21 protein-coding genes are annotated in these 26,017 nt (G+C 63.4%); 14 read left to right on the top strand and 7 right to left on the bottom strand.

Annotated features, from left to right (window positions below):
- Positions 1 to 19: 19 nt before the first annotated feature.
- The 4 genes from NAT49_RS12045 to NAT49_RS12030 form a co-directional block, all read right to left on the bottom strand.
- Positions 20 to 1,306: an MFS transporter gene (locus NAT49_RS12045; protein ID WP_251594531.1), complete on the bottom strand. Its 1,287-nt coding sequence runs from the start codon at positions 1,304 to 1,306 to the stop codon at positions 20 to 22.
- A 69-nt stretch (positions 1,307 to 1,375) separates the two neighbouring features.
- A complete protein-coding gene (locus NAT49_RS12040) occupies positions 1,376 to 2,329 on the bottom strand; it encodes a sugar kinase (RefSeq protein WP_251594529.1) in 954 nt (317 codons plus the stop codon).
- Complete coding sequence (locus NAT49_RS12035; protein ID WP_251594527.1) at positions 2,326 to 3,144, bottom strand: sugar phosphate isomerase/epimerase family protein; 819 nt, start codon at positions 3,142 to 3,144, stop codon at positions 2,326 to 2,328. Before NAT49_RS12035 ends, NAT49_RS12040 begins: the two co-directional genes overlap by 4 nt.
- A gap of 119 nt (positions 3,145 to 3,263) precedes the next feature.
- Positions 3,264 to 4,298, bottom strand: a complete 1,035-nt coding sequence (locus NAT49_RS12030; protein ID WP_251594525.1) for a LacI family DNA-binding transcriptional regulator — start codon at positions 4,296 to 4,298, stop codon at positions 3,264 to 3,266.
- A gap of 399 nt (positions 4,299 to 4,697) precedes the next feature.
- On the opposite strand from NAT49_RS12030, the gene ugpB reads away from it, so the two are divergent.
- The 12 genes from ugpB to NAT49_RS11970 all read left to right on the top strand — a co-directional run bounded on the left by ugpB (position 4,698) and on the right by NAT49_RS11970 (position 19,560).
- Positions 4,698 to 6,020 (top strand): sn-glycerol-3-phosphate ABC transporter substrate-binding protein UgpB, encoded by a 1,323-nt coding sequence (gene ugpB, locus NAT49_RS12025; RefSeq protein ID WP_251594523.1) that lies wholly within the window; start codon positions 4,698 to 4,700, stop codon positions 6,018 to 6,020.
- Between the two features lie 48 nt (positions 6,021 to 6,068).
- Positions 6,069 to 6,944, top strand: a complete 876-nt coding sequence (gene ugpA, locus NAT49_RS12020; protein WP_251594521.1) for a sn-glycerol-3-phosphate ABC transporter permease UgpA — start codon at positions 6,069 to 6,071, stop codon at positions 6,942 to 6,944.
- Positions 6,944 to 7,789 carry a sn-glycerol-3-phosphate ABC transporter permease UgpE gene (gene ugpE / locus NAT49_RS12015; protein ID WP_251594519.1) on the top strand — a complete coding sequence of 282 codons (846 nt, stop codon included), beginning with the start codon at positions 6,944 to 6,946 and terminating at the stop codon, positions 7,787 to 7,789. The genes ugpA and ugpE overlap by 1 nt, the downstream gene beginning before the upstream one ends.
- A gap of 24 nt (positions 7,790 to 7,813) precedes the next feature.
- Positions 7,814 to 8,938 carry an ABC transporter ATP-binding protein gene (locus NAT49_RS12010; protein WP_251594517.1) on the top strand — a complete coding sequence of 375 codons (1,125 nt, stop codon included), beginning with the start codon at positions 7,814 to 7,816 and terminating at the stop codon, positions 8,936 to 8,938.
- Between the two features lie 142 nt (positions 8,939 to 9,080).
- Positions 9,081 to 10,136 (top strand): GlxA family transcriptional regulator, encoded by a 1,056-nt coding sequence (locus tag NAT49_RS12005; RefSeq protein WP_251594514.1) that lies wholly within the window; start codon positions 9,081 to 9,083, stop codon positions 10,134 to 10,136.
- Between the two features lie 278 nt (positions 10,137 to 10,414).
- Positions 10,415 to 11,722, top strand: a complete 1,308-nt coding sequence (glyA, locus tag NAT49_RS12000) for a serine hydroxymethyltransferase (RefSeq protein ID WP_251594513.1) — start codon at positions 10,415 to 10,417, stop codon at positions 11,720 to 11,722.
- 40 nt (positions 11,723 to 11,762) lie between these two features.
- Positions 11,763 to 13,013: a sarcosine oxidase subunit beta family protein gene (locus NAT49_RS11995; RefSeq protein WP_251594511.1), complete on the top strand. Its 1,251-nt coding sequence runs from the start codon at positions 11,763 to 11,765 to the stop codon at positions 13,011 to 13,013.
- A 12-nt stretch (positions 13,014 to 13,025) separates the two neighbouring features.
- The gene (locus tag NAT49_RS11990) at positions 13,026 to 13,418 is read left to right on the top strand and encodes a sarcosine oxidase subunit delta (protein ID WP_251594509.1); all 393 of its coding nucleotides are present in this window, start codon (positions 13,026 to 13,028) and stop codon (positions 13,416 to 13,418) included.
- Entirely contained in the window at positions 13,415 to 16,462 is a 3,048-nt protein-coding gene (locus NAT49_RS11985; RefSeq protein ID WP_251594507.1) for a sarcosine oxidase subunit alpha, read from the top strand. The genes NAT49_RS11990 and NAT49_RS11985 overlap by 4 nt, the downstream gene beginning before the upstream one ends.
- Positions 16,455 to 17,093 (top strand): sarcosine oxidase subunit gamma, encoded by a 639-nt coding sequence (locus NAT49_RS11980; protein ID WP_251594505.1) that lies wholly within the window; start codon positions 16,455 to 16,457, stop codon positions 17,091 to 17,093. Before NAT49_RS11985 ends, NAT49_RS11980 begins: the two co-directional genes overlap by 8 nt.
- Before the next feature lie 130 nt (positions 17,094 to 17,223).
- Positions 17,224 to 18,093, top strand: a complete 870-nt coding sequence (purU, locus tag NAT49_RS11975; RefSeq protein ID WP_251594503.1) for a formyltetrahydrofolate deformylase — start codon at positions 17,224 to 17,226, stop codon at positions 18,091 to 18,093.
- Positions 18,094 to 18,174: 81 nt separating this feature from the next.
- Positions 18,175 to 19,560 carry an L-serine ammonia-lyase gene (locus tag NAT49_RS11970; protein WP_251594501.1) on the top strand — a complete coding sequence of 462 codons (1,386 nt, stop codon included), beginning with the start codon at positions 18,175 to 18,177 and terminating at the stop codon, positions 19,558 to 19,560.
- A 144-nt stretch (positions 19,561 to 19,704) separates the two neighbouring features.
- Here NAT49_RS11970 and argE read toward each other — a convergent pair whose 3' ends face one another.
- The 3 genes from argE to NAT49_RS11955 form a co-directional block, all read right to left on the bottom strand.
- Positions 19,705 to 20,862: an acetylornithine deacetylase gene (gene argE, locus NAT49_RS11965; protein WP_251594499.1), complete on the bottom strand. Its 1,158-nt coding sequence runs from the start codon at positions 20,860 to 20,862 to the stop codon at positions 19,705 to 19,707.
- 156 nt (positions 20,863 to 21,018) lie between these two features.
- Positions 21,019 to 22,701 (bottom strand): cation acetate symporter, encoded by a 1,683-nt coding sequence (locus NAT49_RS11960; protein ID WP_251594497.1) that lies wholly within the window; start codon positions 22,699 to 22,701, stop codon positions 21,019 to 21,021.
- A complete protein-coding gene (locus tag NAT49_RS11955; protein ID WP_251594495.1) occupies positions 22,691 to 23,044 on the bottom strand; it encodes a DUF485 domain-containing protein in 354 nt (117 codons plus the stop codon). The genes NAT49_RS11960 and NAT49_RS11955 overlap by 11 nt, the downstream gene beginning before the upstream one ends.
- A gap of 346 nt (positions 23,045 to 23,390) precedes the next feature.
- On the opposite strand from NAT49_RS11955, the gene NAT49_RS11950 reads away from it, so the two are divergent.
- Positions 23,391 to 23,909 carry an Hcp family type VI secretion system effector gene (locus tag NAT49_RS11950; RefSeq protein WP_251594493.1) on the top strand — a complete coding sequence of 173 codons (519 nt, stop codon included), beginning with the start codon at positions 23,391 to 23,393 and terminating at the stop codon, positions 23,907 to 23,909.
- A gap of 184 nt (positions 23,910 to 24,093) precedes the next feature.
- Positions 24,094 to 26,004: a type VI secretion system tip protein TssI/VgrG gene (gene tssI / locus NAT49_RS11945; protein ID WP_251594491.1), complete on the top strand. Its 1,911-nt coding sequence runs from the start codon at positions 24,094 to 24,096 to the stop codon at positions 26,002 to 26,004.
- The last annotated feature ends 13 nt before the right edge of the window (positions 26,005 to 26,017 follow it).

Below are 26,017 nucleotides of genomic sequence, written 5' to 3'. Positions count from 1 at the left end.
CAAACCAGATAATACATGTTCATCGCGCAGCGCTTGCCGCCACGGTGTAGCCCTTGGGGGCTTTCTCGGTGGCGGGCTTCACGCACAGCGTCAACGCCGCTGCCGCCAGCAGGAACCCGCCCATGGCCACGTAGGACGTGGCGGAGCTGCCGGTGATGCCGTTCAGGTACCCGACACCGTAGGCGCCGATGAAGCCGCCGAGCGCGCCGAGCGAGTTCACCAGTGCAATGGCGCCACCGGCGACGTTTCGCGGCAGAATCTCGGGAATGATCGCGAAAAATGGGCCGTAGGGCGCGTAAAGACCGAAGCCCGCGACCACCAGCAGCGCGTAGGACCACCAGAAATGGCTCGGCCCGAGCAGGAAGGACCCCAGAAACGCGACCCCGGCAATCGCCAGCGGCGGCCATACGAACCCGCGCCGGTTGAGGCACTTGTCCGAGCCCCACGACACCACCAGCATTCCGATCACCGCGGCAACATACGGCCCGGCCGAGAGCCAGCCGGTCTCGACGATGTCGAGGCTGCCGGCCTTCGAGAGCATCGAGGGCAGCCATAGAACGAAGCCGTAGACGCCGACGCTCCAGCAGAAGTACTGCACGCACAGCAGCAGCACCTTGGGATTCTTGAACGCGCTCGCGTAGTTCTTGACCGGTTTCAGATCCTGCTGCTCGGCCTCGAACGCCTCGGCCAGTTGCGCTTTCTGGTCCTCTCGAAGCCAGGTGGCCTGCTCGGGCCTGTCGACCACCAGAAACCACCAGCACACCGCCCAGATAAGTCCGGGCACGCCCTCGATGATGAACATCCAGCGCCAGTCGGCGTGCTCGATGATGTAGCCCGACAGCACCGACATCCAAAGGATTGTGACCGGGTTACCGAGGATCAAAAAGGTGTTGGCGCGCGAGCGCTCGGCGCGGGTAAACCAGTGGCTCAGATAGACCAGCATCGCCGGCATTACCGCCGCCTCGGTCACCCCGAGCAGAAAACGCACCACGATCAGGGCGTAGGCGTTGGGAATGACCCCGGTCAGCGTGGCCAACCCGCTCCAGGCGATCAGACACCAGAAGATCAATACCTTGGCGCTGCGTTTTTCGGCGTAGATGGTGCCCGGTACCTGGCAGAAGAAATACCCTAAAAAGAACAGCGACCCCAAAAGCGAGGACATCGCAGGCGTGATGCCAAGATCCTCCGCCATGCCGCCGGCGGCCGCAAAGCCATAGTTGGCCCGGTCGACATAGGCCAATGAATAGGTGATGAAAACGATCGGCATCAGATACCACCAACGCCGTACGGGTAAGCGCGCGCTCATTGCTGACTCCTTGTCATGATCTGGCTGGGGAGAAGTGACCGGCGGGCTCGCGCCAGCCGGTCGGGTGCGTTACGAGGCCATCGCACGCTCGAGCGCGTCTCGGGTCGGCAGGCCTTCCATGTCGCCGCTGACCTGTACCGCAAACGCACCGATCTGGTTGGCTCGAGCCACGCACTGCTCGGCAGGCAGGCCCTCGAGCCAGGCGCTGACGAAACCGGTCGCGAAGCCATCGCCGGCACCGACCGTATCGACCACCCGGTCGACCTTGACGCCCGGCACCATGAACCCGGTGGAGTCGTTCTGATACCACGCCCCCTCGGGGCCAAGCTTGATGACCACCTCACGCACGCCCCGGGACAGATAGAATTCGGCCACGCCCTGAGGCGTCGACTCGCCGGTCAGAATCTCGCCCTCGGAAAGGCCGGGCAGCACCACATCGGCAAGCGACGCCAGCCGGTTCAGGTGATGACGCATGGTCTCGCGGTCCTTCCAGAGCGACGGCCGCAAATTGGGGTCGAACGACACCGACCCGCCCACGCGGCGCATGGTTTTCATCGCGTGCTCACTGAGCGCGAGCGGGCCCTCGCCGAGCGCGGGCGGAATGCCGGTGCAGTGCAGATGCCGGGCGCTCGAAAGCAGCGACTCCGGCACGTCTTCCGGCCCCATATGGCTTGCCGCCGAGCCACGCCGGAAATACTCCACCGCCGGGTCGCCGCCGTCGTCGCGGCGCGACTTCAGCTGAAATCCGGTGGGGTGGCGCTCATCGGTGCTCAACCGTGAGACATCGAGCCCTTCGCTGGCCAGCGTCTGGCGGATAAAGCGGCCGAAACTGTCATCGCCGACGCGGCTGACCCACCCAACCGTCAACCCGAGCCGGGCAAGGCCGATGGCGACATTGTTGTCCGCCCCCGCAATGCGCTTGGTAAACCGGGTGACCTCGGCCAGTTCGCCGGGGTCATCGGCCACCATCATCGCCATGGTTTCACCGAAGGCAATTACATCGAATGTCGTCGATCTAGTCATGAAATACGCTCCTGACAGCGTGCGGCTGCCGTATCGGGGGCAGCGGATCCGCTGCTTGAAAGAGTGGACAACGTCGAAACCCAGGTGCTCAAGGCGTCCGGCGTCACGGGAAATTCGATCGCACGAGCCAGATTGGCCGGCCAGTTGACCCAGAGGGTTGCCCAGTGCGCGAGGGTGGCCTCATCCGGCGCCGACGCGTGCCACTGCCCGTCGCGCCAGACGCCCTGCTTGCAGTGCACGTAGCCAAGCCAGGGCGCGAGGCGCCGGGCGCTGTCATCGAGGTCATGGCCGGTCCAGCATCCGTTGCCGAGATCGAGCGTGGCGTGCGGCCGGCTCGAGGGCGGCAGTCGCTCTGCCAGCGCCTGATGCAGCGCCTGGTGATGGCGGGGGTCGCCGCCGCCGGGGGTCTGATCGTTTTCGATCGACACCCCGACCTCGAGGGGCTCGAACAGCGCGACAAGCGCAGGCAGCGCCGAGTCGAGCCCGTCGAGCGACAGGTTGCCAAGCCCCACCTTGATCCGGCGTATACCGAGCCTGACCGCCCGCTCACAGGCGGCCAGAAAGCGGTCACCGTCAAGCTGGCCGTTGTCTGAAAAAAGCGGCCGGGCGCAGGAATAGACGGTCGATAGCCCACTGCGTCGCAGCGCATCGGCAAGCGAGGCCAACATGCCGGGGCGCTCATCGAGCAGCTCCTCACGAATCTCCACCCCTTGCGCGCCCGACGCCGCGATCCACTCAACGGCCTGAATCTGCCCGTTGGCGCTGCCCGCTGTACGCCCGAACGCGGAGGTGCATACCCACACACCATCACTCATGATCGCTACTGCCTGTCCTGCGGGGTTGGCCGTCGTGCCACCACCCCTTTGATTGATGCTCGCCACTGGGAACGTTCCCAATGACACGTTTGATTGATTCGACGCCGTCCCACGCGGGGCTAGGACCGGACAGCCGCCATGGTCGAGCCGCGCAGCGTCAGTTCGCCCTCGAGCACAACCTGACATGGGGCGTCCGTGGCCCCCTCGATCCGGGTCCAAAGCCGCTCGACGGCCTGGGCGCCGATGGCCTCGACCGGCTGGGCAATGGTCGAAATGCCGGGCCCCACCAGCGAACACCATTCGAGCTCATCGATGCCGATCAGTCCGGCGCGCTCAAACGACTGCGCGCCAAGCCGTGACAGCGCCTGGCACAGCGCAAGCGTCACCACGCCATTGGCCGACAATAGCGCCTGGGGGCGCTCACCGCGCTCGAGCCACGCCCCCACGGCGCGGTCGAGCCGCTCAGCGTTATCGCCGAGTTCGAGTTCAAGCACCTGATGGCCAAGCCCCAACCGGCCCGCCTCAACGTCAAACGCCGCCACCCGCTCCTCACGGGAACTGATGCCCGCAACCGGCTCCGTGACCAGCATCACGTGTTGAAACCCCTGCTCGCTCAAGTGCGAGAGCGCAAGCGTGACGGCGTGCGCGTTATCGAGGCCCACCATGTCGCACTCAAGGCCCGGCATGTGGCGGTCGACCAGCACCATCGGCAGGCCCGAGGCGAGACTCTGCTGCAGGGGCATCAGGTTCTGCCCGCGGGTATTGATGATCAGCCCTTCGATGCTGTAGCCCTGAAGAATATCGAGGTGGCGCCGCTCGAGGGCGTCGTCGTTGTCGGTATTGAACACCAGAAGCGCATAACCACGCTCGCGGCAGGCAAGCTCGGCCCCATGCACCATCGCGACCGTATAGGGGTTTCGAAGGTCGGCAACCAGCATGCCGATCAGTCCGGTCTTGCGTCCGCGCAGGCTACTTGCGATGCGGTCGGGCCGAAATTCAAGCCGGGTAATCGACGCCTCGATGCGCGAGCGCATCGACTCCGACAACAGCGTGCGCTCCGCGCCGAAGTAGCGAGAGACGCTGGTTTTCGAAACACCGGCGTCCCGGGCGACATCAATAATGGTGGGCCGGGGCGTTGAACGGGAAGGCGACACGAGGCAGCTCCTTGGACGGGGCCGTCCCAGGCTCGACGGATGTCACGTCAATACGTCAATTGCGTCAATCACGTCGAATGGGAACGGTTTCAATAACGACAGAATGCCCGCGATGCGTCGTTCTATAAACCAGACCATCGCGGAACCGGGCGTTGCCAAATTACACCACCATCGACCTAAGTGGTGCACTTTAACCACCCCTTTTACCGGTTCACTTCGCAAGCCACGGCCTCAATTAGCCCACGAGGCCTATCTGTTAGAGGGGGTAGCTCAACTACAGCACATCGTGCGTAGCCCGCGGCGGTGACATCACACTGTCATCAAGGCGCCACCGGGCTGACATCTTGCCGACTTACGCTCGTATGAGATTTTTCTCACCTGCCCGCCCGGAGATACCTCGTGCGCTTCAACCGTCTACTGTCTGCCCTGATTCTGGCCACCGCGCCCCTTGCAACACCTGTACACGCCGCGACCACCATCACCTGGTGGCACGCCATGGAAGGCGTGCTGGGCGACAAGGTCAATGAGATCGCCGATGCGTTCAACGCCTCCCAGGATCAGTACGTGGTCAAGCCGGTCTACAAGGGCAGCTACAGCGACAACCTGACCGCCACCATCGCGGCCTTCCGCGCGAACAAGGCGCCGGCCATCACTCAGGTGTTCGAGGTCGGCACCGCGACCATGATGAGCGCCAAGGGCGCGATCTACCCGGTTCATGAGCTGATGAAGGACACCGACACGCCGTTTGATCCCAACGCCTTCCTGCCGGCGGTGAAAAGCTATTACACCAGCGCCGACGGCCACATGCTGTCGATGCCGTTCAACTCCTCGACCCCGGTGCTCTACTACAACAAGGACGCGTTCAAGAAAGCCGGCATCGACGCGCCGCCGAAGACCTGGAACGAGCTGGGCGACGATGCCCGGACACTGGTGGAAAGCGGCGCGTCCGAGTGCGGCCTGACCACCGCCTGGCCGAGCTGGACTCAGCTTGAGAACTTCAGCGCGATCAACGACCTGCCCTTCGCCACCAAGGCCAACGGCTTCGACGGCACCGACACCCGGATGGTGTTCAATCAGCAGCCCGAGACCGTCGCCCACATCCAGCAGCTCGCCGACTGGCAAAAAACGCACGCGTTCGAATACGGCGGCCGCGGCGATGATGGCACCAAGCGCTTTCAGTCCGGTCGCTGCGCGATGCTGACCACATCATCCGCCTCCCAGGCCGGCATCAAGGACGCCTCGGCCGACAACTTCGAATTCGCCATCGCGCCGATGCCCTTCGATCAGGAGGCGATCAATCAGCCGAAGAACTCGATCATCGGTGGCGCGTCGCTGTGGGTCATGAAGGGTCAACGCGACGAGGTCTACAAGGGCGTGGCCAGGTTCCTGAACTTCGTCGCCTCGCCCGAGGTTCAGGCCGATTGGGCAAGCTTTACCGGCTATGTGCCGATCACCACCGCCGCGTTCGAGCGCCTCAAGCAGCAAGGCTTTTATGACAAGACCCCCGGCGCGGACGTGGCGATCAATCAGCTGACCCGCGGCACCCCGAACGACAACGGTCGCGGCCTGCGCCTTGGCAACATGCCGCAGATTCGAAACATCATTGCTGACGCGCTGGAAAACGCCTTCAACGGCCGCGACTCCGTGCCCGAGGCACTGGATAACGCCGCAAAGCGGGGCAACGCGCAGTTGACGCAATTTCAGCAAAGCGTCGGCCAGTAACCCTCTGATCAAGGTCGCGGGCGGCGCACGTCGCCTGCGAACGTCGTCATGACCGTATTCGAACGTCACCGCCTGACCCCATGGCTTCTGCTCGCGCCGCAGCTCGTCATCGTCGCCCTGTTTTTCTTCTGGCCCGCGTTTGCCTCGCTGCGTCAGGCGTTTTACGTACAGGACGCCTTCGGCCTCGGCGAACGCTTTGTCGGTCTTGCCAATTTCGAGCGTGTGCTGGCAACCGCCGAGTATTGGCGCGCCGCCGGCGTCACACTGATCTTCAGCATCGCGGTTGCGGCCGGCGCCATGGGGTTGGCACTGCTGTTTGCGGTGCTGGCCGACCGGGTTCTTCGCGGCTCGAAACTCTACCGGGTGCTTCTGACCTGGCCCTACGCCGTCGCCCCGGCAGTAGCGGGGCTCTTGTGGCTGTTCATGTTCGACCCGGTGCTCGGTGTGCTGTCGCACGGGCTCGCGCTGATCGGCGTGCACTGGAACGTGCACCTCGACCCGACTCAAGCGCTCTTGCTGGTGGTGATCGCCTCGGTCTGGCAGCAGATGAGCTACAACTTCGTGTTCTTTCTGGCAGGCCTTCAGATGATTCCGGCCTCGCTGCTCGAGGCCGCCGCCATCGACGGCGCCGGCCCCTTCAAGCGTTTTGCGACCATCACGCTGCCGCTGCTCTCGCCCACCGCGTTCTTTCTGCTGGTGATGAACACCGTCTACGTACTGTTCGAAACCTTCGCCACCATCGACAACACCACCCTTGGCGGGCCGGGCGGGGCAACGCGCACGCTGGTCTACAAACTCTATGAAGACGGCTTCGTCGCCCGAGACCTTGGAAGCTCGAGCGCACAGTCGGTGCTGTTGATGGCTTTGGTGGGGCTACTCACCGTCGTCCAGTTTCGCTACATCGAACGCCAGGTGCAGTACTGATGCGCTACTCCCGCCCGGGTCTTGACCGGCTCACTCATGTGATTTTAGTGCTCGGCGTGCTCGTGTTCGGCCTGCCGGTCTGGCTCGCCCTCACTGCGTCAACCCACAGCGCGGGCGCGCTTCAAAGCGGCGTGGCGCCTTTGTGGTTTGGAGACGAAGGGCTTGCCAACTACTGGCAGCTTCTGAGCGAGCCCATCAGCGGGCTCGGCGTCAGCGCGCTCCGGCTCTTGTTGAATTCCCTGATCATGGCGCTGGGCATCGCAGTGGGTAAGATCGCCATTTCACTGCTGGCCGCCTACGCCATCGTCTTCTTTCGATTTCCGTGCCGCACGCTGTGTTTCTGGCTGATTTTCGTAACGCTGATGCTGCCGATCGAGGTGCGCATCGTCCCGACCTACAGCGTGGTGGCCCGCTTTGGCCTGATCGACACCTACGCCGGCATGATCCTGCCGCTGATCGCCTCGGCCACCGCGACCTTTCTACTGCGCCAGAGCTTCATGAGCCTGCCTCAGGAGCTGATCGAGGCTGCCCGGCTCGACGGCGCCGGGCCACTGCGCTTTTTAAAGGATTTCGTCATACCGCTTTCAAGGACCAATCTTGCGGCGCTTTTTGTGATCATGTTCCTCTACGGCTGGAACCAGTACCTGTGGCCGCTGCTCGCGGCCAACTCCCCCGAGCACGCCACCGCCGTCATCAGTCTCAAGAACTTCGTACAGGCCACCGACACCCTGCCGCCGTGGCAGCTTGCCACCGCCATGGCCGTATTGACGATTCTGCCGCCGGTCGCCGTCATCATTGCCTTCCAGCGGTTTTTCGTGCGCGGGCTGACCGACCTCGATAAATGACCCCGCCCCCAAGGAGGCCCTGACATGGCAACGCTTGCCTGCGAGCAGCTCACGAAAACCTATCCCGGCGGCCAGCGCGCCGTGCACGGTATCGACCTGACCCTCGAGGATGGCGAACTGATGGTACTGGTCGGGCCGTCCGGCTGCGGGAAATCGACGCTTCTGCGCATGGTGGCCGGGCTCGAATCGATCAGCGGCGGTACGCTGACGCTTGGCGACCAACCGGCCAACACGCTCGAGCCCGCCAGGCGCGACGTGGCGATGGTGTTTCAGAACTACGCGCTCTACCCGCACATGAGCGTATTCGGCAACATGGCCTACGCGCTCACGCTTCAAAAGCGGCCGCGGGCGGAAATCTCGCGCCGGGTCAAGGAAGCCGCCACCCTGCTTGGCATCGAGCATCTGCTCGACCGGCGGCCGAAACAGCTTTCCGGCGGCCAGCGCCAGCGCGTCGCCATGGGCCGAGCGATCGTGAGAGAACCCAGGGTGTTTCTGTTCGATGAGCCGCTGTCGAACCTGGACGCCGCGCTCAGAGTGCAGATGCGCCTCGAAATCCGCCGGCTGCAAAAGCGCCTCGGGGCCAGCATGCTTTACGTCACCCACGATCAGGTGGAGGCCATGACGCTTGCAGACCGACTGGTGGTGATGCGAGACGGGCGGATCGAGCAGATCGGCACGCCGATGGCGCTGTTCGAACGTCCGGCCAGCTGCTTCGTGGCCCGATTCATCGGCTCACCGGCCATGAACCTGCTGCCGGTGCATCATGAGGGCGGTTTGGCCTTTCTACGCGGTCACCGTCAGCTTACGGGCTCAAACGCGGTGCTTGCGCAGGCCCGAACGCTGGGCATTCGCCCGGAACATCTGCGCCTGGACGCAGACGGCGCGCTGTCCGGCACGGTCGATCTGATCGAGCCGCTTGGCACCGAGGCGCTGGTGCATGTGCGTCTGCCCGGCCACGATACACCGGTGACGGCGCGTCGACCGATGGCCGAACTCAAGGCCGAAGGCGTTATCGCCGACGGGCCCATTCGCCTCGCCATCGATGGCCCATGTCACCTGTTCGATGACCATGAGCGCCGCCTCGATCATGCGCCGGGGCTTGAGGAGACTGACGGCAGCCCGACCGTTCGGGTGAGCCCCTCGCCCTGAAGCACGCATCGAGCTGAAGAGCGTATCGACACCGCCTTGCCGTCCGCACTATTCTTGTCGCCCAACAACTGCACCGCGCGCCTGCCGCCTTGGTGCCACGACAACAACAATACGGATCAACGTGTCCCCGGATGGCCGAGTCATGCTGTTAGATGCCAGTGCGCCCCAATGCGCGCCCCTGTCGGTGGGGTTCGTTCTGTTGCAGCGTTTCACCATGCTGCCCTTCTCGGCGTTCGTCGACTGCCTGCGCCTGGCCGCCGATGACGGCGACCGGAGCCGGCAGGTGCACTGTCAGTGGCGTTTCATGACCACTCAGGGCCAGAACGTCACCTCCAGCTGCGGCGCGGTCATGACCGACTGCGAGCCCTTGAGCGCCCCCGAGCGCTTCGATTACATCGTCGTGATCGGCGGGGTGCTGTCAGACGAGGAGCACGACGACCCGCAGGACCCGGACGCCCTCGCCTATCTTCGCCTCGCCGCCGACAAGGGCGTGCCGCTGATCGGTATCTGCACCGGGGCCTTCCCGCTGATTCAGGCCGGGCTGATGGAGGGCCGGCGCTGCTGCATCAGCTGGTACCATCACCGCGACCTGGCCTCGCGCTACCCCGACATCGAGCCGGTCGCCGATCAGCTCTACCTGGACGACGGCGACCGCCTGACCTGCGCCGGCGGCATCGCTTCCGCCGACCTGGCGGCGTATCTGATCGAGCGCCATCTGGGCCGCTCATGGGCACGAAAAAGCCTGCACATCATGCTGATCGATGAGCCCCGGGAGGCCTCGCACCCCCAGCCTCAGCCCGTGATCTTCAACCGGGTGGTCGACCCGCTGGTGCGACGGGCCATTTCGACGCTTGAGCAGCACCTCGGTACCATCCTGAGCGTCGATGAGCTGGCCAGCCGGCTCAACACCTCCCGACGGAGCCTCGAGCGCCGCTTTCGCGATCAGCTCGGCATGAGCCCACAGAAATTTGCCCGCGACCTGCGCCTTCGCTACGGGTACTGGTTATTGAGCTACACTCAGGCAAGCGTCACCGACATCGGCGACCGCTGCGGCTTTTCCGACACCGCCCATTTCTCGCGTCATTTCCGCGACGCCTTCGGCGTCTCCCCGTCGGAATTGCGCAAACGTTCAAAAACGGCGCACACGCCGCTGGTAGACCCCTTCTTCCTGCACATCGACGACCACAGCGACCGATAACAGCCGCGACATCGGTGTATCTCAGCGCGACATGCACGACTAATGAATAACGCGCTTTGTTACCAAAAAATGACGCAAATTCAAAAAATTAGCGTCATTCGTGGTTTCTTACAAAAGAACTGACGCAAACGTTCAATCATTTGCCTCTCGATCCAGCCAATGATGAGCCCATCACGGACGCGCCATCCCACCGGAATCGGCGCCAGCCGACGCGCATTGTCCAAGTCCCGCCTGCAAGGCCGCTTGGGCCGAACAATCACAAGATGCCGGGTACTTCCATGAACCATGATGATCTGAACGTCTTTGATCCCTTGATCACGGCCGCCATCACCGAAGAGGTCGAGCGCCAGGAAGCGCACATCGAGCTGATCGCGTCCGAAAACTACACCAGTCGGGCGGTGATGCAGGCCCAGGGCTCACAGCTTACCAACAAGTACGCCGAAGGCTATCCGGGCCGTCGCTACTATGGCGGCTGCGAGTTCGTCGACAAGGCCGAGCAGCTGGCGATCGAGCGCGCCTGCGACCTGTTCGGGGCCGACTACGCCAACGTTCAGCCGCACTCCGGTGCCCAGGCGAACGCAGCGGTCTTCATGGCGCTGGTCAAGCCCGGCGACACCGTGCTCGGCATGAGCCTTGCCCACGGTGGCCACCTGACCCACGGCGCGGCGCCGAACTTTTCCGGCAAGCACTACAACGCCATTCAATACGGCCTCGACCCCGAGACCGGCGAAATCGACTACGACGACGTCGAGCGCCTGGCCAACGAACACCAGCCCAAGCTGATCATCGCGGGCTTTTCTGCCTATTCGCGCGTGATCGACTGGCGCCGGTTCCGCTCCATTGCCGACAACGTCGGTGCGTGGCTGCTGGTCGACATGGCTCACGTGGCCGGCCTGGTCGCGGCGGACCTCTACCCGAGCCCGCTGCCCCACGCCCACGTCGTGACCACCACCACGCACAAGACCCTGCGCGGCCCGCGTGGCGGCATGATTCTTTCAGCCAATGGCGACGCCGACCTGTACAAGAAGCTCAATGCGGCCGTATTCCCCGGCCAGCAGGGCGGCCCCCTGATGCACGTCATCGCGGCCAAGGCCGTGGCGTTCAAGGAAGCGATGTGTCAGGACTTCGTCAACTATCAGCGTCAGGTGCTGGCCAATGCTCAGGTCATGGCCGAGACCTTCATCGAGCGAGGCTTTGACGTGGTGTCCGGTGGCACCAACGATCACCTGTTCCTCGTGTCGCTGATCAAGCAGGGCATTACCGGCAAGGACGCCGACGCCGCGCTCGGTCGCGCGCACATCACGGTCAACAAGAACACCGTACCCAACGATCCGCAGAGCCCGTTCGTGACCTCCGGTCTTCGTATCGGCACACCGGCCATCACGACCCGCGGCATGGTCGAAGCCGACTGTGTGCAGCTTGCTGGCTGGATCTGCGACGTACTCGATGCGCTCGAACAGGGCGATGCCACCGAGGCGGTCGAAGCCGAGGTTCGCGACCAGGTCGCACGCCTTTGCGCTCGTTACCCCGTCTACGGGGACGCCAAAACTTCCGCGATGGCCGACGAAAACGCCACCGCCCTCTGATTGCCTGACAAGAACGGATCGGCGTTCTTTGGAGATAAACATGAAGCGTTATTCAGGATTCGGGCTCGTCAAGCATGCGATGAGCCACCATGAGAACTGGGAGCGTCAATGGCGCAACCCAACGCCCAAGAAGCAGTACGACGTCATCATCGTCGGCGGCGGCGGTCACGGGCTGGCCACGGCCTACTACCTGGCCAAGGAACACGGCATCACCAACGTTGCCGTGATCGAGAAAGGCTGGTTGGGCGGCGGTAACACCGCGCGTAACACCACCATCGTTCGTTCCAACTACCTGTGGGACGAAGCCGCAGCGATGTTCGAGCACTCGATGAAGCTGTGGGAAGGTCTGTCGCAGGACTTGAACTACAACGTCATGTTCTCCCAGCGTGGCGTCCTCAACCTGGGCCACACCCTGCAGGACATGCGCGACATCCAGCGCCGCGTCAACGCCAACCGCTTGAACGGCGTCGACGGTGAAGTGCTCGACGCCAAGGGCGTGCAGGACATCGTTCCGATTCTCGACTGCTCCAAGAACGCACGTTACCCGGTCATGGGCGCCTCCTGGCAGCCACGTGGTGGTGTTGCGCGTCACGACGCCGTCGCCTGGGGCTTTGCCCGTGCAGCCGACGCCATGGGCGTTGACCTTCTGCAGAACACCGAAGTGACCGGCTTCAAGATCCGTGACGGCCGCGTCTATGGCGTGCACACCAACCGCGGTGACATCGAAGCCAAGACCGTGGGCTGCGTCGCGGCCGGTAACTCGGGCGTACTTGCCAAGATGGCCGGCTTCAAGCTGCCGCTCGAGTCGCACCCGCTGCAGGCCCTGGTCTCCGAGCCGCTCAAGCCGGTCCTCGACACCGTGGTCATGTCCAACCACGTTCACGGCTACGTCAGCCAGTCGGACAAGGGTGACCTGGTCATCGGCGCCGGTATCGATGGCTACGTCGGCTACGGTCAGCGCGGCAGCTACACGACGGTCGAGCATACGCTTCAGGCCATCGTCGAGATGTTCCCGATCTTCTCGCGTGTCCGCATGAACCGTCAGTGGGGTGGTGTCGTCGATACCTGCCCGGACGCCAGCCCGATCATCTCGGCAACGCCGGTCAAGGGCATGTTCTTCAACTGCGGTTGGGGTACCGGTGGCTTCAAGGCCACGCCAGGTTCCGGTCATATCTTCGCGGCAACGCTTGCCAAGAACGAAGCCCACCCCATTGCCGCGCCATTTTCGATCGACCGTTTCAATACGGGCGCACTGGTGGACGAACACGGTGCCGCTGGCGTCGCTCACTGAGGAGATTGCAGCATGTTTCATATCTATTGCCCGTACTGCGACGAGTACCGCGAAGAAGAAGAGTTCCACCCGAGCGGTCAGGCGCACCTGCGCCGTCCGGCGGACCCGGCGAACAGCACCGACGACGAATGGGGCGGCTACCTGTTCTTCCGTGATAACGAGCGCGGCGTTCACCACGAGATGTGGCTGCACGCGGTCGGTTGCCGCAAGTTCTTCAACATGACGCGCAACTCCGCAACTTATGAAATCTACGAGACGTACAAGATGGGTGAGCGCCCGTCGGTTACCGCTGAAAACGTTGGGGACCTGAAACGTCAGTCCGGCGTCCAGGCAGAAACAAGCGGCTGGCAGACCGTTGGCGCACGTCCCGAGAGCGAATCACTGAACGAGGAGGAACAGGCATGACACAGGCTAATCGTCTTGCCAAGGGTGGACGCATCGACCGTAAGCGGCCGCTCACGTTCACCTACAACGGCACCCGTTACACAGGCTTTGAAGGCGACACACTGGCCTCGGCCCTGCTCGCCAACGGCGTCGACATCGTCAACCGCAGTTTCAAGTACTCGCGTCCGCGTGGCGTCGTCGCCGCAGGTGCCGAAGAGCCCAATGCGCTGGTGCAGCTTGGTTCGACCGAGTCCACTCAGGTGCCGAACGTGCGTGCCACTCAGCAGGCGCTCTATGAAGGCCTCGTCGCCAAGAGCACCAACGGCTGGCCCAACGTTCAGCGCGACCTGATGGGCATGGTCGGCAAGATGGGCGGTGGGTTCATGCCGCCGGGCTTCTACTACAAGACCTTCATGGCCCCGGCCTCCATGTGGATGACGTACGAAAAGTACATCCGCAAGGGCGCCGGTCTTGGCCGCAGCCCGCGTGAAAACGATCCGGACACCTATGACCACCTGAACCAGCACTGCGACGTTCTGATCGTCGGTGCCGGCGCGGCGGGTCTGATGTCGGCGCTGTCTGCCGGTCGCAGTGGCGTGCGCGTCATTGTCTGCGACGAACAGGAAGAAATGGGCGGCGCCCTGCTCGACAGCCGCGAGCTGATCGACGGCAAGCCGGCCGCACGCTGGGTCGCCGAGGTGCTCGAGGAACTGACACAGCTCGACAACGTCGAACTGCTGCCGCGCACCACCGCCAACGGCCTGCACGATCACAACTTCGTGACCCTGCACGAGCGCCGCACCGAGCATGTCTGGGACCGCGCCACGCCGATCAACGGCCGCCCGCAGGTTCGCTCGCGCATGCACCGCGTTCGCGCCAAGCGCGTGATTCTGGCCTCCGGCACGCACGAGCGTCCGCTGGTTTATGCCAACAACGACGTTCCGGGCAACATGGTCGCCGGCGCTGTCTCGACCTACATCCGTCGCTACGGTGTGGTACCGGGCAACACGCTGGTCCTCACGACCACCAACGACCACGCCTATCGCGCAGCACTTGACTGGCACGAAGCCGGCCGCAAGGTCGCCGCCATCGTCGATGCGCGCAAATCGCCCGAAGGCAGCCTGATCGATCAGGCCCGTGACCTCGGCATCAAGATCATCACCGGCAGTGCCGTGATCGAAGGCAAGGGCACCAACCGCGTCTCTGGCGCATGCGTTGCCGAAATCGATCCGCAGGGCTTCAAGGTCACCGGCAAGGTTCAGGACATCGAGTGCGACACCATCGCAAGCTCCGGTGGCTACAGCCCGGTCGTGCACCTGTCCTCGCACACCGGTACCCGTCCGCAGTGGCGTGACGACGTGCTTGGTTTCGTCCCCGGCGACGTTCGTGGTCTGACACCTGCTGGCAGCGTCACCGGCACCTTCGATCTGAAAAGCGTGCTCGAAAACGCCGCCGCCGCCGCCGAACAGGCACTCAGCGATCTCGGCAGCCTCGACGGCAGCAAGAAAACCGAAGCGCCGAAGGTCGACGCCCTCAAGGAAGGCCCGAGCTGCGAGCTTTACCAGGTGCCACACACCAAGGACACGCTGCGTGCGCCCAAGCAGTTCGTCGACTTCCAGAACGACGTCACGGCCTCTGCCATCGACATCGCGACCCGTGAAGGCTTCGAGTCCATCGAGCACGTCAAGCGCTACACCGCGCTCGGCTTCGGCACCGACCAGGGCAAGCTCGGCAACATCAACGGCATGGCGATTGCCGCGCGCATCCTGAAGCGCAGCATCCCGGAAGTCGGCACCACCGTGTTCCGCCCGAACTACACGCCGGTCACCTTCGGCGCCATCGCCGGCCGTCACTGCCGTGAGCTGTTCGACCCCGAGCGTTACACCGCCATGCATCAGTGGCACGTCGAGCACGGCGCTGAATTCGAGGACGTCGGTCAGTGGAAGCGCCCGTGGTACTTCCCGAAAACCGTCAACGGCAAGAAGGAAACGATGCACGAGGCCGTGAACCGCGAGTGCCTCGCGGTGCGCGAGAAAATCGGCATTCTGGACGCCTCCACCCTCGGCAAGATCGACATCCAGGGTCCGGACGCTCGTGAATTCCTCAACCGCGTCTACACCAACAAGTGGGCCAAGCTCGCGCCGGGTCGCGTTCGTTACGGCCTGATGTGTAAAGACGACGGCATGCTGATGGACGACGGTACCACCAGCTGCCTCGGCGAGAACCACTTCCTGATGACCACCACCACTGGCGGCGCGGCGTCCGTGCTCGAGTGGCTGGAAGTCTGGCATCAGACCGAATGGCCGGAACTCGACGTCTACTTCACCTCCGTAACCGATCACTGGGCCACCATGACCGTGACCGGCCCGGACGCGCGGAAGCTGATGGAAGAAGTGACCACCGATCTGGATCTGGACCGTGAGTCGTTCAAGTTCATGGATTGGAAGGAAGGCACCGTGGCCGGCGTACCGGCGCGCATCTTCCGAATCTCGTTCACCGGCGAGCTGGCCTACGAGATCAACGTTCAAGCCAACTACGCCATGAAGGTCTGGCTCGAGCTGTTCGACAAGGGCGAGAAATACGGCCTGACCCCGTACGGCACCGAAACCATGCACGTACTGCGTGCCGAGAAGGGTCTGATCATCGCCGGTCAGGACACCGATGGTTCCGTCACGCCGGAAGACCTTGGTCTTCAGTGGGCCGTGGGCTACGACAAGCCGTTCGAGTGGATCGGCAAGCGCGCTCTGACGCGTCCCGACACCTCGCGCAAGGACCGCAAGCAGTTTGTTGGCCTCAAGCCGAAGGACCCAAGCGTGGTGCTCGAGGAAGGCGCCCAGATCGTGTTCGACCCGAACCAGTCGATCCCGATGACCATGGTCGGCCACGTGACGTCAAGCTACTACAGTGCGCACCTGAAGCACGGCATCGCACTTGCGGTCGTCAAGGGTGGTCACGAGCGCATGGGTCAGACCGTCTACATGCCGATGGTCGATGGCACGGTGCATGAAGCAGAAATCGTCAGCCCGGTATTTCTTGATCCCAAGTGGGAGCGTCAAAATGTCTAATATCAAAGAATTCGATTGCCGTCCGGTCAGTCAGGAAGGCGCCGAGTCGCCGATGGCATGGACACACCAGCACCATGAATCACGCCCCGCCGGGCCAAACCCCGGCGTGCGCATCGCCGAGAAGGCGTTTCTGGGTCACCTGATCCTGCGCGGCGGTGCCATCGTGCTCGACGAAGCCGTTCGTGACGTTCTCGGTATCGCCCTGCCGGGCCGCCCGAACACGATGACCCAGAACGATGCCGGCACGCACTCGGTTCAGTGGCTTGGCCCGGACGAGTGGCTGGTGATCGTGCCCGGTGGCGAAGAGTTCGAGCTCGAAGCCAAGCTTCGCAAGGCGCTCGGTGATGCGCACTTCAGCATCGTCAACGTCAGCGGCGGCCAGACCGTTCTGACGCTGTCCGGCACCAACGCTCGGGAAGTGCTGATGAAGTCCGTGGTCTATGACGTGCATCCGTCCGCGTTCCCGGTCGGCAAGGGCGTGACCACGGTCTTTGCCAAGGCCACCGCCATCATTCGGCGCCCGGCCGAGGATCACTGGGAACTGGTCGTGCGTCGCAGCTTCGCCGACTACACCTACCGCTGGCTGCTCGACGCAGCCGCCGAATACGGTGTGACGCAAGAGCGCGCCTGACCCTGTAAAGGCCGGCCCGTCCGGGTCGGCCTTTTTTCCAGTTTCTGTTTTTTTAAACTTCCGAGTTCCTGGACACGGAGGGCGTCGTACGTGCGTGCACGACGGCGTTTTGGCAAGGAGTGGAGGCGTCATGACGGCAAAAGCGTCTACCTGGATACTTTCAGCGCAGTGCGAAAGCCAGCTCGGTTCAGTCGATGTAGTGACCCGCTTTCTCAAGGAGCGACGCTGCTACATCACCGAAATCAGCTCGTTCGATGACCCGCGCGCCGGCCGATTCTTCATTCGGGCGGCGTTCACCGCAGACGACACGGCAACCTTCGATCAGGCCGAGTTCGAAACGGCCTTTTCAGAGCGTGCCGCGCCCTTTGCCATGACGTTCGAACTGACGCCCGCCGACAAGCGGGTCAAGACGTTGATCATGGTCTCCAAGGCCGATCACTGCCTGAACGATCTGCTCTATCGCCACCGCACCGGCCAGCTGCCGCTGGACATCAAGGGCATCGTCTCGAACCACCGGGATCTTGAGCCATTGGCCCAGTGGCACGGGCTGCCCTATTACCACTTCCCGGTCACGCCCGACACCAAGCGGGCGCAGGAAGCGCGCATCCGGGCCTTGATCGATGAGGTCGATGCCGAACTGGTGGTGCTTGCGCGCTACATGCAGGTGCTGTCGCCGGAGCTCTGCCACCGTCTAAGCGGCCGAGCCATCAACATTCATCACTCGTTGCTCCCCGGCTTCAGAGGCGCCAAGCCGTATCACCAAGCCTATGAAAAGGGCGTCAAGCTGGTGGGTGCCACCGCGCACTACATCAACGACGACCTGGATGAAGGTCCCATCATCGCCCAAGGGGTCGATGCCGTGGATCACGCTCACTACCCCGAGGACCTGGTGGTCAAGGGCCGCGACGTCGAGTGTCTGACGCTTGCGCGTGCCATTGGGTACCACATCGAACGGCGTGTGTTCCTGCACGCCGGACGGACCGTGATTTTAAAACACTGACGGCGCAGACGCGCCGCTCTCCGCTCATTCGGCCCGTTACCTACGCGGTAGCGGGTGATAACAAGACAGGAGCAGGTTTCAATGCCAATCAGCGTATTCGAACTGTTCAAGATCGGTGTCGGGCCCTCGAGTTCTCATACCGTTGGCCCCATGCAAGCGGCCTTCGACTATCAAAAGACCCTGCGGGAGAAGCACCTGCTGCAGGACGTCCATCGCGTCGAAGCGAAGCTCTTCGGCTCGCTTTCCTCGACCGGCGTAGGTCACGGCACCGATAACGCCGTGATCATGGGCCTGATGGGCGAGCGCCCCGACAGCATCGATCCGGACATCATCAATCCGTCCATCGCCGCGCTCAAGGCCGACGGCCAGCTGCAGCTCGGTCGTGAGACCACGGCCGAGTTCGTATGGGAGCGGGACATGCAGTTCTTCGATGACCCGATGCCCTACCACCCCAATGCGATGTCGCTGCACGCCTACGGCGCGAACGGCGATCTGCTGTACGAAAACACGTATTACTCGATCGGCGGCGGCTTCATCATCGACGAAGCTCAGGCGCAGGCAGGTGACACACCGCTCGATACCGACGTGACACTGCCCTACAACTTCGACACTGCCGTCGAACTGCTGAACCTTTGCAAGACGCACAACATGCGCATCAGCGAGCTGATGATGGCCAACGAGCTGGTCTGGCGCAGCGAAGAGGAAGTGCGCAGCAAGCTCTGGACCATCTGGGGCGCCATGTGCGAATGCATTCAGAATGGCCTGACCAATGAAGGTATTCTGCCGGGCGGGCTCAACGTGCGCCGACGCGCCCGCACGCTGCACCAGCGGCTTGAAAAGGCGGAAAACGATCCGTGTCTGATCGCCTCCACCTTCTCGGCGATGGAGTGGGTCAACATCTTCGCCCTCGCCGTCAATGAAGAAAACGCCGCCGGTGGCCGCATGGTCACCGCGCCCACCAATGGCGCGGCCGGCATCATTCCGGCGGTACTGCACTACTACATGAAGTTCCAGCAGGGCGCGAGCGAGCGTGATGCGGTCGACTTCCTGCTCGCCGCCGGCGCGATCGGCGTACTGTGCAAGAAAAACGCCTCCATCTCCGGCGCCGAAGTCGGCTGCCAGGGTGAAGTCGGTTCGGCCTGCGCCATGGCTGCGGCCGGGCTTGCCGAAGTGATGGGCGGCACGCCCGAGCAGGTCGAGAACGCCGCGGAAATCGGCCTCGAGCACAACCTTGGCCTGACCTGCGACCCGGTCGGTGGTCTGGTGCAGGTGCCCTGCATCGAGCGCAACGCCATCGCGACCGTCAAGGCGATCAACGCCGCACAGCTTGCGCTTCGTGGCGACGGCCAGCACTTCATCTCGCTCGACAAGGTTATCCGCACCATGCGCGATACCGGCCGCGACATGCAGGACAAGTACAAGGAAACGTCCAAGGGCGGTCTGGCGGTCAACGCCGTCGAGTGCTGAGCCAAGCCTTGCGTATCAACGAAACGGCCACCCCATTCGGGGTGGCCGTTTTTTTATGCCTGATGTTTATCGCCTCTATGTCTATTACCTCTGTGCCGATCACCTCTGTGCCTATCGCCTCCGAAGGCGCTCACGGCGTATTCGTCATGCAGGCGCCTCGGTCAGGTGCGGGCCAAGACGGCGCATGAAGTCAGCGCCGAGCGCCAGCTGCTCGCAGGTAATGTACTCATCGGGCTGGTGCGCCTGGGTGATGCTGCCAGGCCCGCAGATAATCGCCTCGATGCCGGCGTTCTGAAACTGGCCAGCCTCGGTTGCGTAGGCCACCGCGTCGAGGGGCGTCTTGCCAAGGAGTGCATCGCACAGCGCGATCGCCCGGAGGTTCTCGCTGCCGGCAAGCCCCGGCACGGTGTGCGTCAGAAACTCGGTGGTAATCGCTGCGCGCGCGTCACGCGCCTTGAGCGTCGACTCGAGCGACTCGCTGTAGGCGCGCACGTGCTCGAACACGGCCTCGAACGTTTCTTCCGGCAGGTGGCGAATTTCCCAGTCAAAGCTGCACTCGCGCGCCATGATGTTGATCGCGGTGCCGCCCTGAATCTTGCCGACGTGCAGGCTCGAGTGCGCCACATTGAACGCCTCGTTGCAGCAGCCGGCCGCCTGACGCTCGACCATGATGTCCTCGATCTTCGCAACCAGCCGCGCCGCAACGTGAATCGCGGAGATGCCCTGATCGACCTGGCTCGAGTGCGCCTCGACCCCGGTCACCGTGGTTCGAAGCGAGGTAATGCCCTTTTGCTGCGTGACCGGGCGCATCATCGTCGGCTCGCCGACAATCACTGCGGCCGGGCGCGGGCACTCGGCGACCAGACGCTCGATCATCCGAGGGGCGCCGACACAGCCGACTTCCTCGTCATAGGAAAACGCCAGCCAGATCGGCCGGGTCAGATTAAGCGTTACCCACGTTGGCACCTCGGCCAGCGCGCAGGCGATAAAGCCTTTCATGTCACAGCTGCCACGCCCGTAGAGCTTGCCGTCGCGCTCGGTCAGCGTGAACGGCTCGCTCGACCACGGCTGGCCATCGACCGGCACCACGTCGGTGTGGCCGGACAGCACCACCCCGCCCTCGACGTTCGGCCCGATGCGGGCCAGGAGATTGGCCTTGGAGCCGTCATCGCTTTCGATGCGCTGGCTGGTCACCCCAAACGCATTCAGATAACGCTCGATGTACTCGATCAGCTCGAGATTGGAATGGCGCGAGACGGTGTCAAAGCTCACCAGTTCGGCCAGTAGGTCCTGCGGAGTCATGGGCGCTTCCCTCGGCGTCTCGCCGGGTCGTGAATCGTGAATCGGTGCGGTTCAGTCCTGTCACCCTATAACTCCCGGGCAGGGGGCGCCACTCACGCACGGTACGCGCCAAAAAAAGCGCCCCCGAAGGGGCGCCGTCATTGGTCTTGAAATGACTCAGTGATCGACCGCGCCGTGGGCGCCAAGCCCGGTCTGGGAGCGAACGAACTGAGCGTCGAACGCCTCACGTTCGAGCCGCGCCCGCTCGGAGTTGTCGGTGATCGAGAACAGCCAGATACCGATGAACGCGACCGCCATCGAGAAGAGCGCCGGGTACTTGTAGGGGTAGATCGCATTTTCATAGCCGAACACCTGCACCCACACCGTCGGCCCGAGAATCACCAGCGCGATCGCGGTCAGAAGCCCCAGCCCGCCACCGATCACCGCCCCGCGGGTCGTGAGCCGCTTCCAGTACATCGAAAGCAGCAGCACCGGGAAGTTACAGCTCGCCGCGATCGAAAACGCAAGCCCCACCATGAAGGCGACGTTCTGGGTTTCGAATGCGATCCCCAGAACGATCGACACCACCCCAAGCACCAGCACGGTGATCTTGGAGATCCGCACTTCTTTCGCTTCATCGGCGTTATCATTTTTGAGGACGCCCGCGTAGAGGTCATGCGAGATGGCCGATGCCCCGGCAAGCGCAAGCCCCGCCACCACCGCCAGAATGGTCGCGAAGGCGACTGCGGAAATGAAGCCCAAGAACAGGCTGCCGCCGACCGCCTCGGCCAGATGCACCGCCACCATGTTGGTGCCGCCGATGATCGCCCCGGTGTCGTCCATGAAGGTCGGATTGGTGCTGACCAGAATGATCGCGCCGAAGCCGATGATGAAGGTCAGAATGTAGAAGTAGCCGATGAAGCCGGTCGCCACGAACACGCTCTTGCGCGCCTCCTTGGCGTCACTCACGGTGAAAAAGCGCATCAGAATGTGCGGAAGCCCGGCGGTGCCGAACATCAAGGCAAGGCCCAGCGAGATCGCCGAGATCGGGTCATCCACCAGCCCGCCCGGGCTCATGATCGCTGCGCCGTTGTCGTGCACATCGACCGCCTGCTGGAACAGGCCCTCGAGGCTGAAATCCACGTGCGCCAGCACCATCAACGCCATGAAGGTCGCGCCGAACAGCAAAATCGCGGCCTTGATCATCTGAACCCAGGTGGTCGCCAGCATGCCGCCGAACAGCACGTAGCACACCATCAGCACGCCCACCGCGACCACCGCGATCACGTAATCGAGTCCGAACAACAGCTGAATCAGCTTGCCTGCCCCAACCACCTGCGCAATCAGATAAAGCGCCACCACCGCAAGCGAGCCAAACGCCGAGAGCGTCCGCACGGGGCGCTTGCCGAGGCGGAACGAGGCCACATCGGCAAAGGTATAGCGGCCCAGATTACGCAGCCGCTCGGCGATCAGGAACATGATGATCGGCCAGCCGACCAGAAAGCCCATCGAGTAGATCAACCCATCGTAGCCCGAGGTAAACACCAACGCGGAGATGCCCAGAAAGGACGCCGCCGACATGAAATCCCCCGAAATCGCCAGCCCGTTCTGAAAGCCGGTGATCTTGCCGCCGGCGGCGTAATAATCCGACGCGGTGCGGTTCTGTTTCGATGCCCACCACGTAATCACAAGCGTTGCCGCCACGAACACCAAAAACAGCACGATGGCCGAGACGTTGATGCTGCGTTTCTCGACCGACCCCGTGATGGCGTCGGCAAACACGATCTGCGGTGTCAGTACCAGCGCGCCGACCAACACCAGCCACAGAGCCCATAAAAGACGTTGTCGATTAATCACCATGCCCACCCCCCGTGCGCTGCTTCTTGACGTCATCCAGAATCTCGGCGGTCAGCCGGTCAAACTCCCCATTGGCGCGGCGCACGTAGATGCCGGTCAGCACGATAGCCACCACGATCAGGCCAAGCCCGATCGGGATACCGAGGGTGATGACCGTCCCGCTTCCGAGCGGCATGCCAAGTACTCCCGGAGCAAAGGCGATCAATAGGATGAAGGTGAAGTACAGCGCCATCATGATCAGCGACAGTCGCGTCGCGAAGCGCCCGCGGCGCTCGACCAGGGTTTGAAAGGTCGGGTTGCGTTGAATCGCCTGCCAAGGGCTGGCGTCGTCGGTCGGTCTTGCCATGAGCTGCTCCCATCGAAGAATCCTATCGGTCAGGGCCATGTTTTATCCGTCTTATCTATGACCCCGCCTATAATCGATAGCGCATTTGTCAGACAAAGCGCAGCACACTTTGGTCTCTATTCGACCAAAGGCGGGTCGGTTACGCGGCTTAACAGCCGCCGGGCAACCGCTTGCCCACCGGGCAACTTATTGCTCACCGCGCGGGCAACAAGTTGCACGCCTGCGCGGGGCGCGCTTACGCAATAAAAAGTAAGCGATTGATAATAAATGGAAAATAAATACTGGCACGCCGATTGCTCCTTAACCGGTACGCACCGTTCATTCATATCAAAGGAAGAGCAGACTCATGCCAACACCTTGCTATATCTCGATTCAGGGCCAGACCCAGGGCAACATCACCGCCGGCGCCTTCACTTCCGACTCCGTCGGCAACATCTACGTTGAAGGCCACGAAGACGAGATGCTGGTGCAGGAATTCAAGCACAACGTCACCGTGCCGACCGACCCGCAGTCCGGCCAGCCCTCCGGCCAGCGCGTGCACAAGCCGTTCATCATTACCGTTGCGCTGAACAAGGCCGTGCCGCTGCTTTACAACGCCCTCGCCTCCGGTGAAATGCTGCCGAACGTCGCGCTGAAGTGGTACCGCACTTCTGTTGAAGGCCGTCAGGAGCACTACTTCACCACCACGCTGACCGACGCCACCATCGTCGACATCGACTTCAAGATGCCGCACGCCCAGGATCTGCAGAAGTCCGAGTTCACTCAGCTCATCGACATCTCCATGGCGTACCGCAAGGTCGACTGGGAGCACACCGTTTCCGGCACCAGCGGTTCCGACGACTGGCGCGCTCCGCTCGAAGCGTAAGCGCCCCGTGGTCTCAGGCCCCGGCCTGATCCTTGCCGCGCCCTCGGGCGCGGCATTTGTGCTTTTGAAATGACAGTGGTTTCCTGTCACCGCGCAGTGCGCGCAGAGACCGACCGCCACGCGTGACACACGCCGATGCCCGGCACCGCCGCCGACCCAGGCCCGACCCCAATGCGAGGCTCCCATGACCGATGCCACCGGACTCCAGATGACCCTCACCCTGCCCGGTAACCCCGACGATGTCGTGGTCGCGGGGTTTCGATGCGAGGAAGCGCTGAGCACCCCGTTTTCGCTGACGGCAGAGCTTGCAAGCCAGCACACCCCGCTCGATGACTCACTTCTGGGGCAGGCCGCCACGCTCGAGGTCTTCCAAAACGGCACGGTCGCCCGCGCCTTTCACGGCGTGATTTCCGAGGTTACCCGCGGCACCACCGGCCATCGTCGCACGCGCTACCGCCTGATCCTGCGCCCGGCGCTGTGGCAGCTCTCGCTCACCCAGACCTCGCGGTTTTTCCAGCAGCAGACGCCGCAGGCCATCGCCCAGACGCTTTTAAGTAACGCGGGCATCACCGATGTGCAGTTCAACGTCAGCGCCCCGGGGGAAGTGCGGGAGTACTGCGTGCAGTACAGCGAGACCGATCTGGCGTTTTTCGAACGCCTCGCCGCCGAGGAAGGCTGGGTCTACTACCACACCTTCACGAAAAGCGCACACACGCTGGTGATTACCGACACGCTGGCCAGCGCCCCGGCGCTTGGCAGCGCCACCCTCAACACCAACGCCGGCGGCCGCGCGCCCACGCCGCTTTTGTGGGCATTTTCACGCACCGCCCGCGTCGCGCCGTCTCGCTCGGAACTCAAGGATTACACCTTCAAGCGCCCGGCCTACGCTCTTGACCACACCGCGCAGGCCTCGACGCTCAACGGCCAGCAGGACGACTACGAACACTTCGACTACCCCGGCCGCTTCAAGAAGGACGCCAGCGGCGCGCCCTACGCCAATACGCGCCAGCAGTACCTGCGCCGCGACGCCGACACCGCCTTCGTCACCGGTAACCTGCCGGGCTTCAGCGCCGGCCACGCGTTCACTCTCGACGGCAGCGTCGAGGCTGCCGACAACCAGCGCTGGCTGATTACCACTGTTACCCACCAGGGCCGGCAGGATCAGGCGCTCGAGGAGGACGCCGGCGGCCAGGACAGCGGCGACACCTTCTATCAGAACGACACTTACCTGATTCCGGCCACCGCGACCTGGCAGGCCACCCCCACGCCCAAGCCGCGGGTCGAAGGCCCACAGATCGCCCGCGTGACCGGCAGTGAAGGCGATGAGATCACCACCGACGAGTTTGGCCGGGTCAAGGTGGTGTTCCCGTGGGATCGCGACGAACAGCCGAGCGCCTGGGTTCGGGTCGCCCATGGCTGGGCCGGCGGCGGCTACGGCATGGTCACGCTGCCGCGCATCGGCCACGAAGTGATCGTCTCGTTTCTGGAAGGCGACCCGGATCAGCCCATCATCACCGGGCGCACCTACAACGCCGCCAATACCGTGCCCGCGCCGCTGCCGGACAACAAGACCCAGACCCTCTGGCGCACCCAGACCCACCAGGGCGAGGGCTACAACGCCCTGCGCTTCGAGGACAAAAGCGGCAGCGAACACATCTGGCAGCACGCCCAGAAGGACCTCGAGCTCATCACCGAGCACGACCGCCACGACGACGTGCAGAACACCCACCACTCGACCACCGGCAACATATCGAAGACCCGCATTGATGGCCGCGAGGACCTCACCGTCAAGGGCGAGCGCCGGGTGCAGGTCAGTGGCGACATGAGCCACACCATCGGCGCCACCCGCCACACCAGGGCCTCCACCAGCTGGCTGATGGAGGCGGCGACCGTGCACCATAAAGGCGGCCACAAGGTGGTGCTGAGCGCCGGCCAGACCCTCTCGCTCAGCGCCGGCGGCAGCTTCATCAAGCTCGACCCCTCCGGCGTGACCATCGTCGGCCCCTCGATCAAGATGAACTCAGGCGGCAGCGCCGGGTCCGGCCCCGGCCAGAACGCGCAGGTGCCGCTAATGCCGGAAAAGAACACCGACTGACGCAACTCACCGG

Origin of the sequence: Larsenimonas suaedae (assembly GCF_023712105.1) — a bacterium.
Lineage (GTDB): Bacteria > Pseudomonadota > Gammaproteobacteria > Pseudomonadales > Halomonadaceae > Larsenimonas > Larsenimonas suaedae.
The sequence above is the reverse complement of the archived record's forward strand: the minus strand, read 5'-3'. Positions and strand labels throughout refer to the sequence as shown.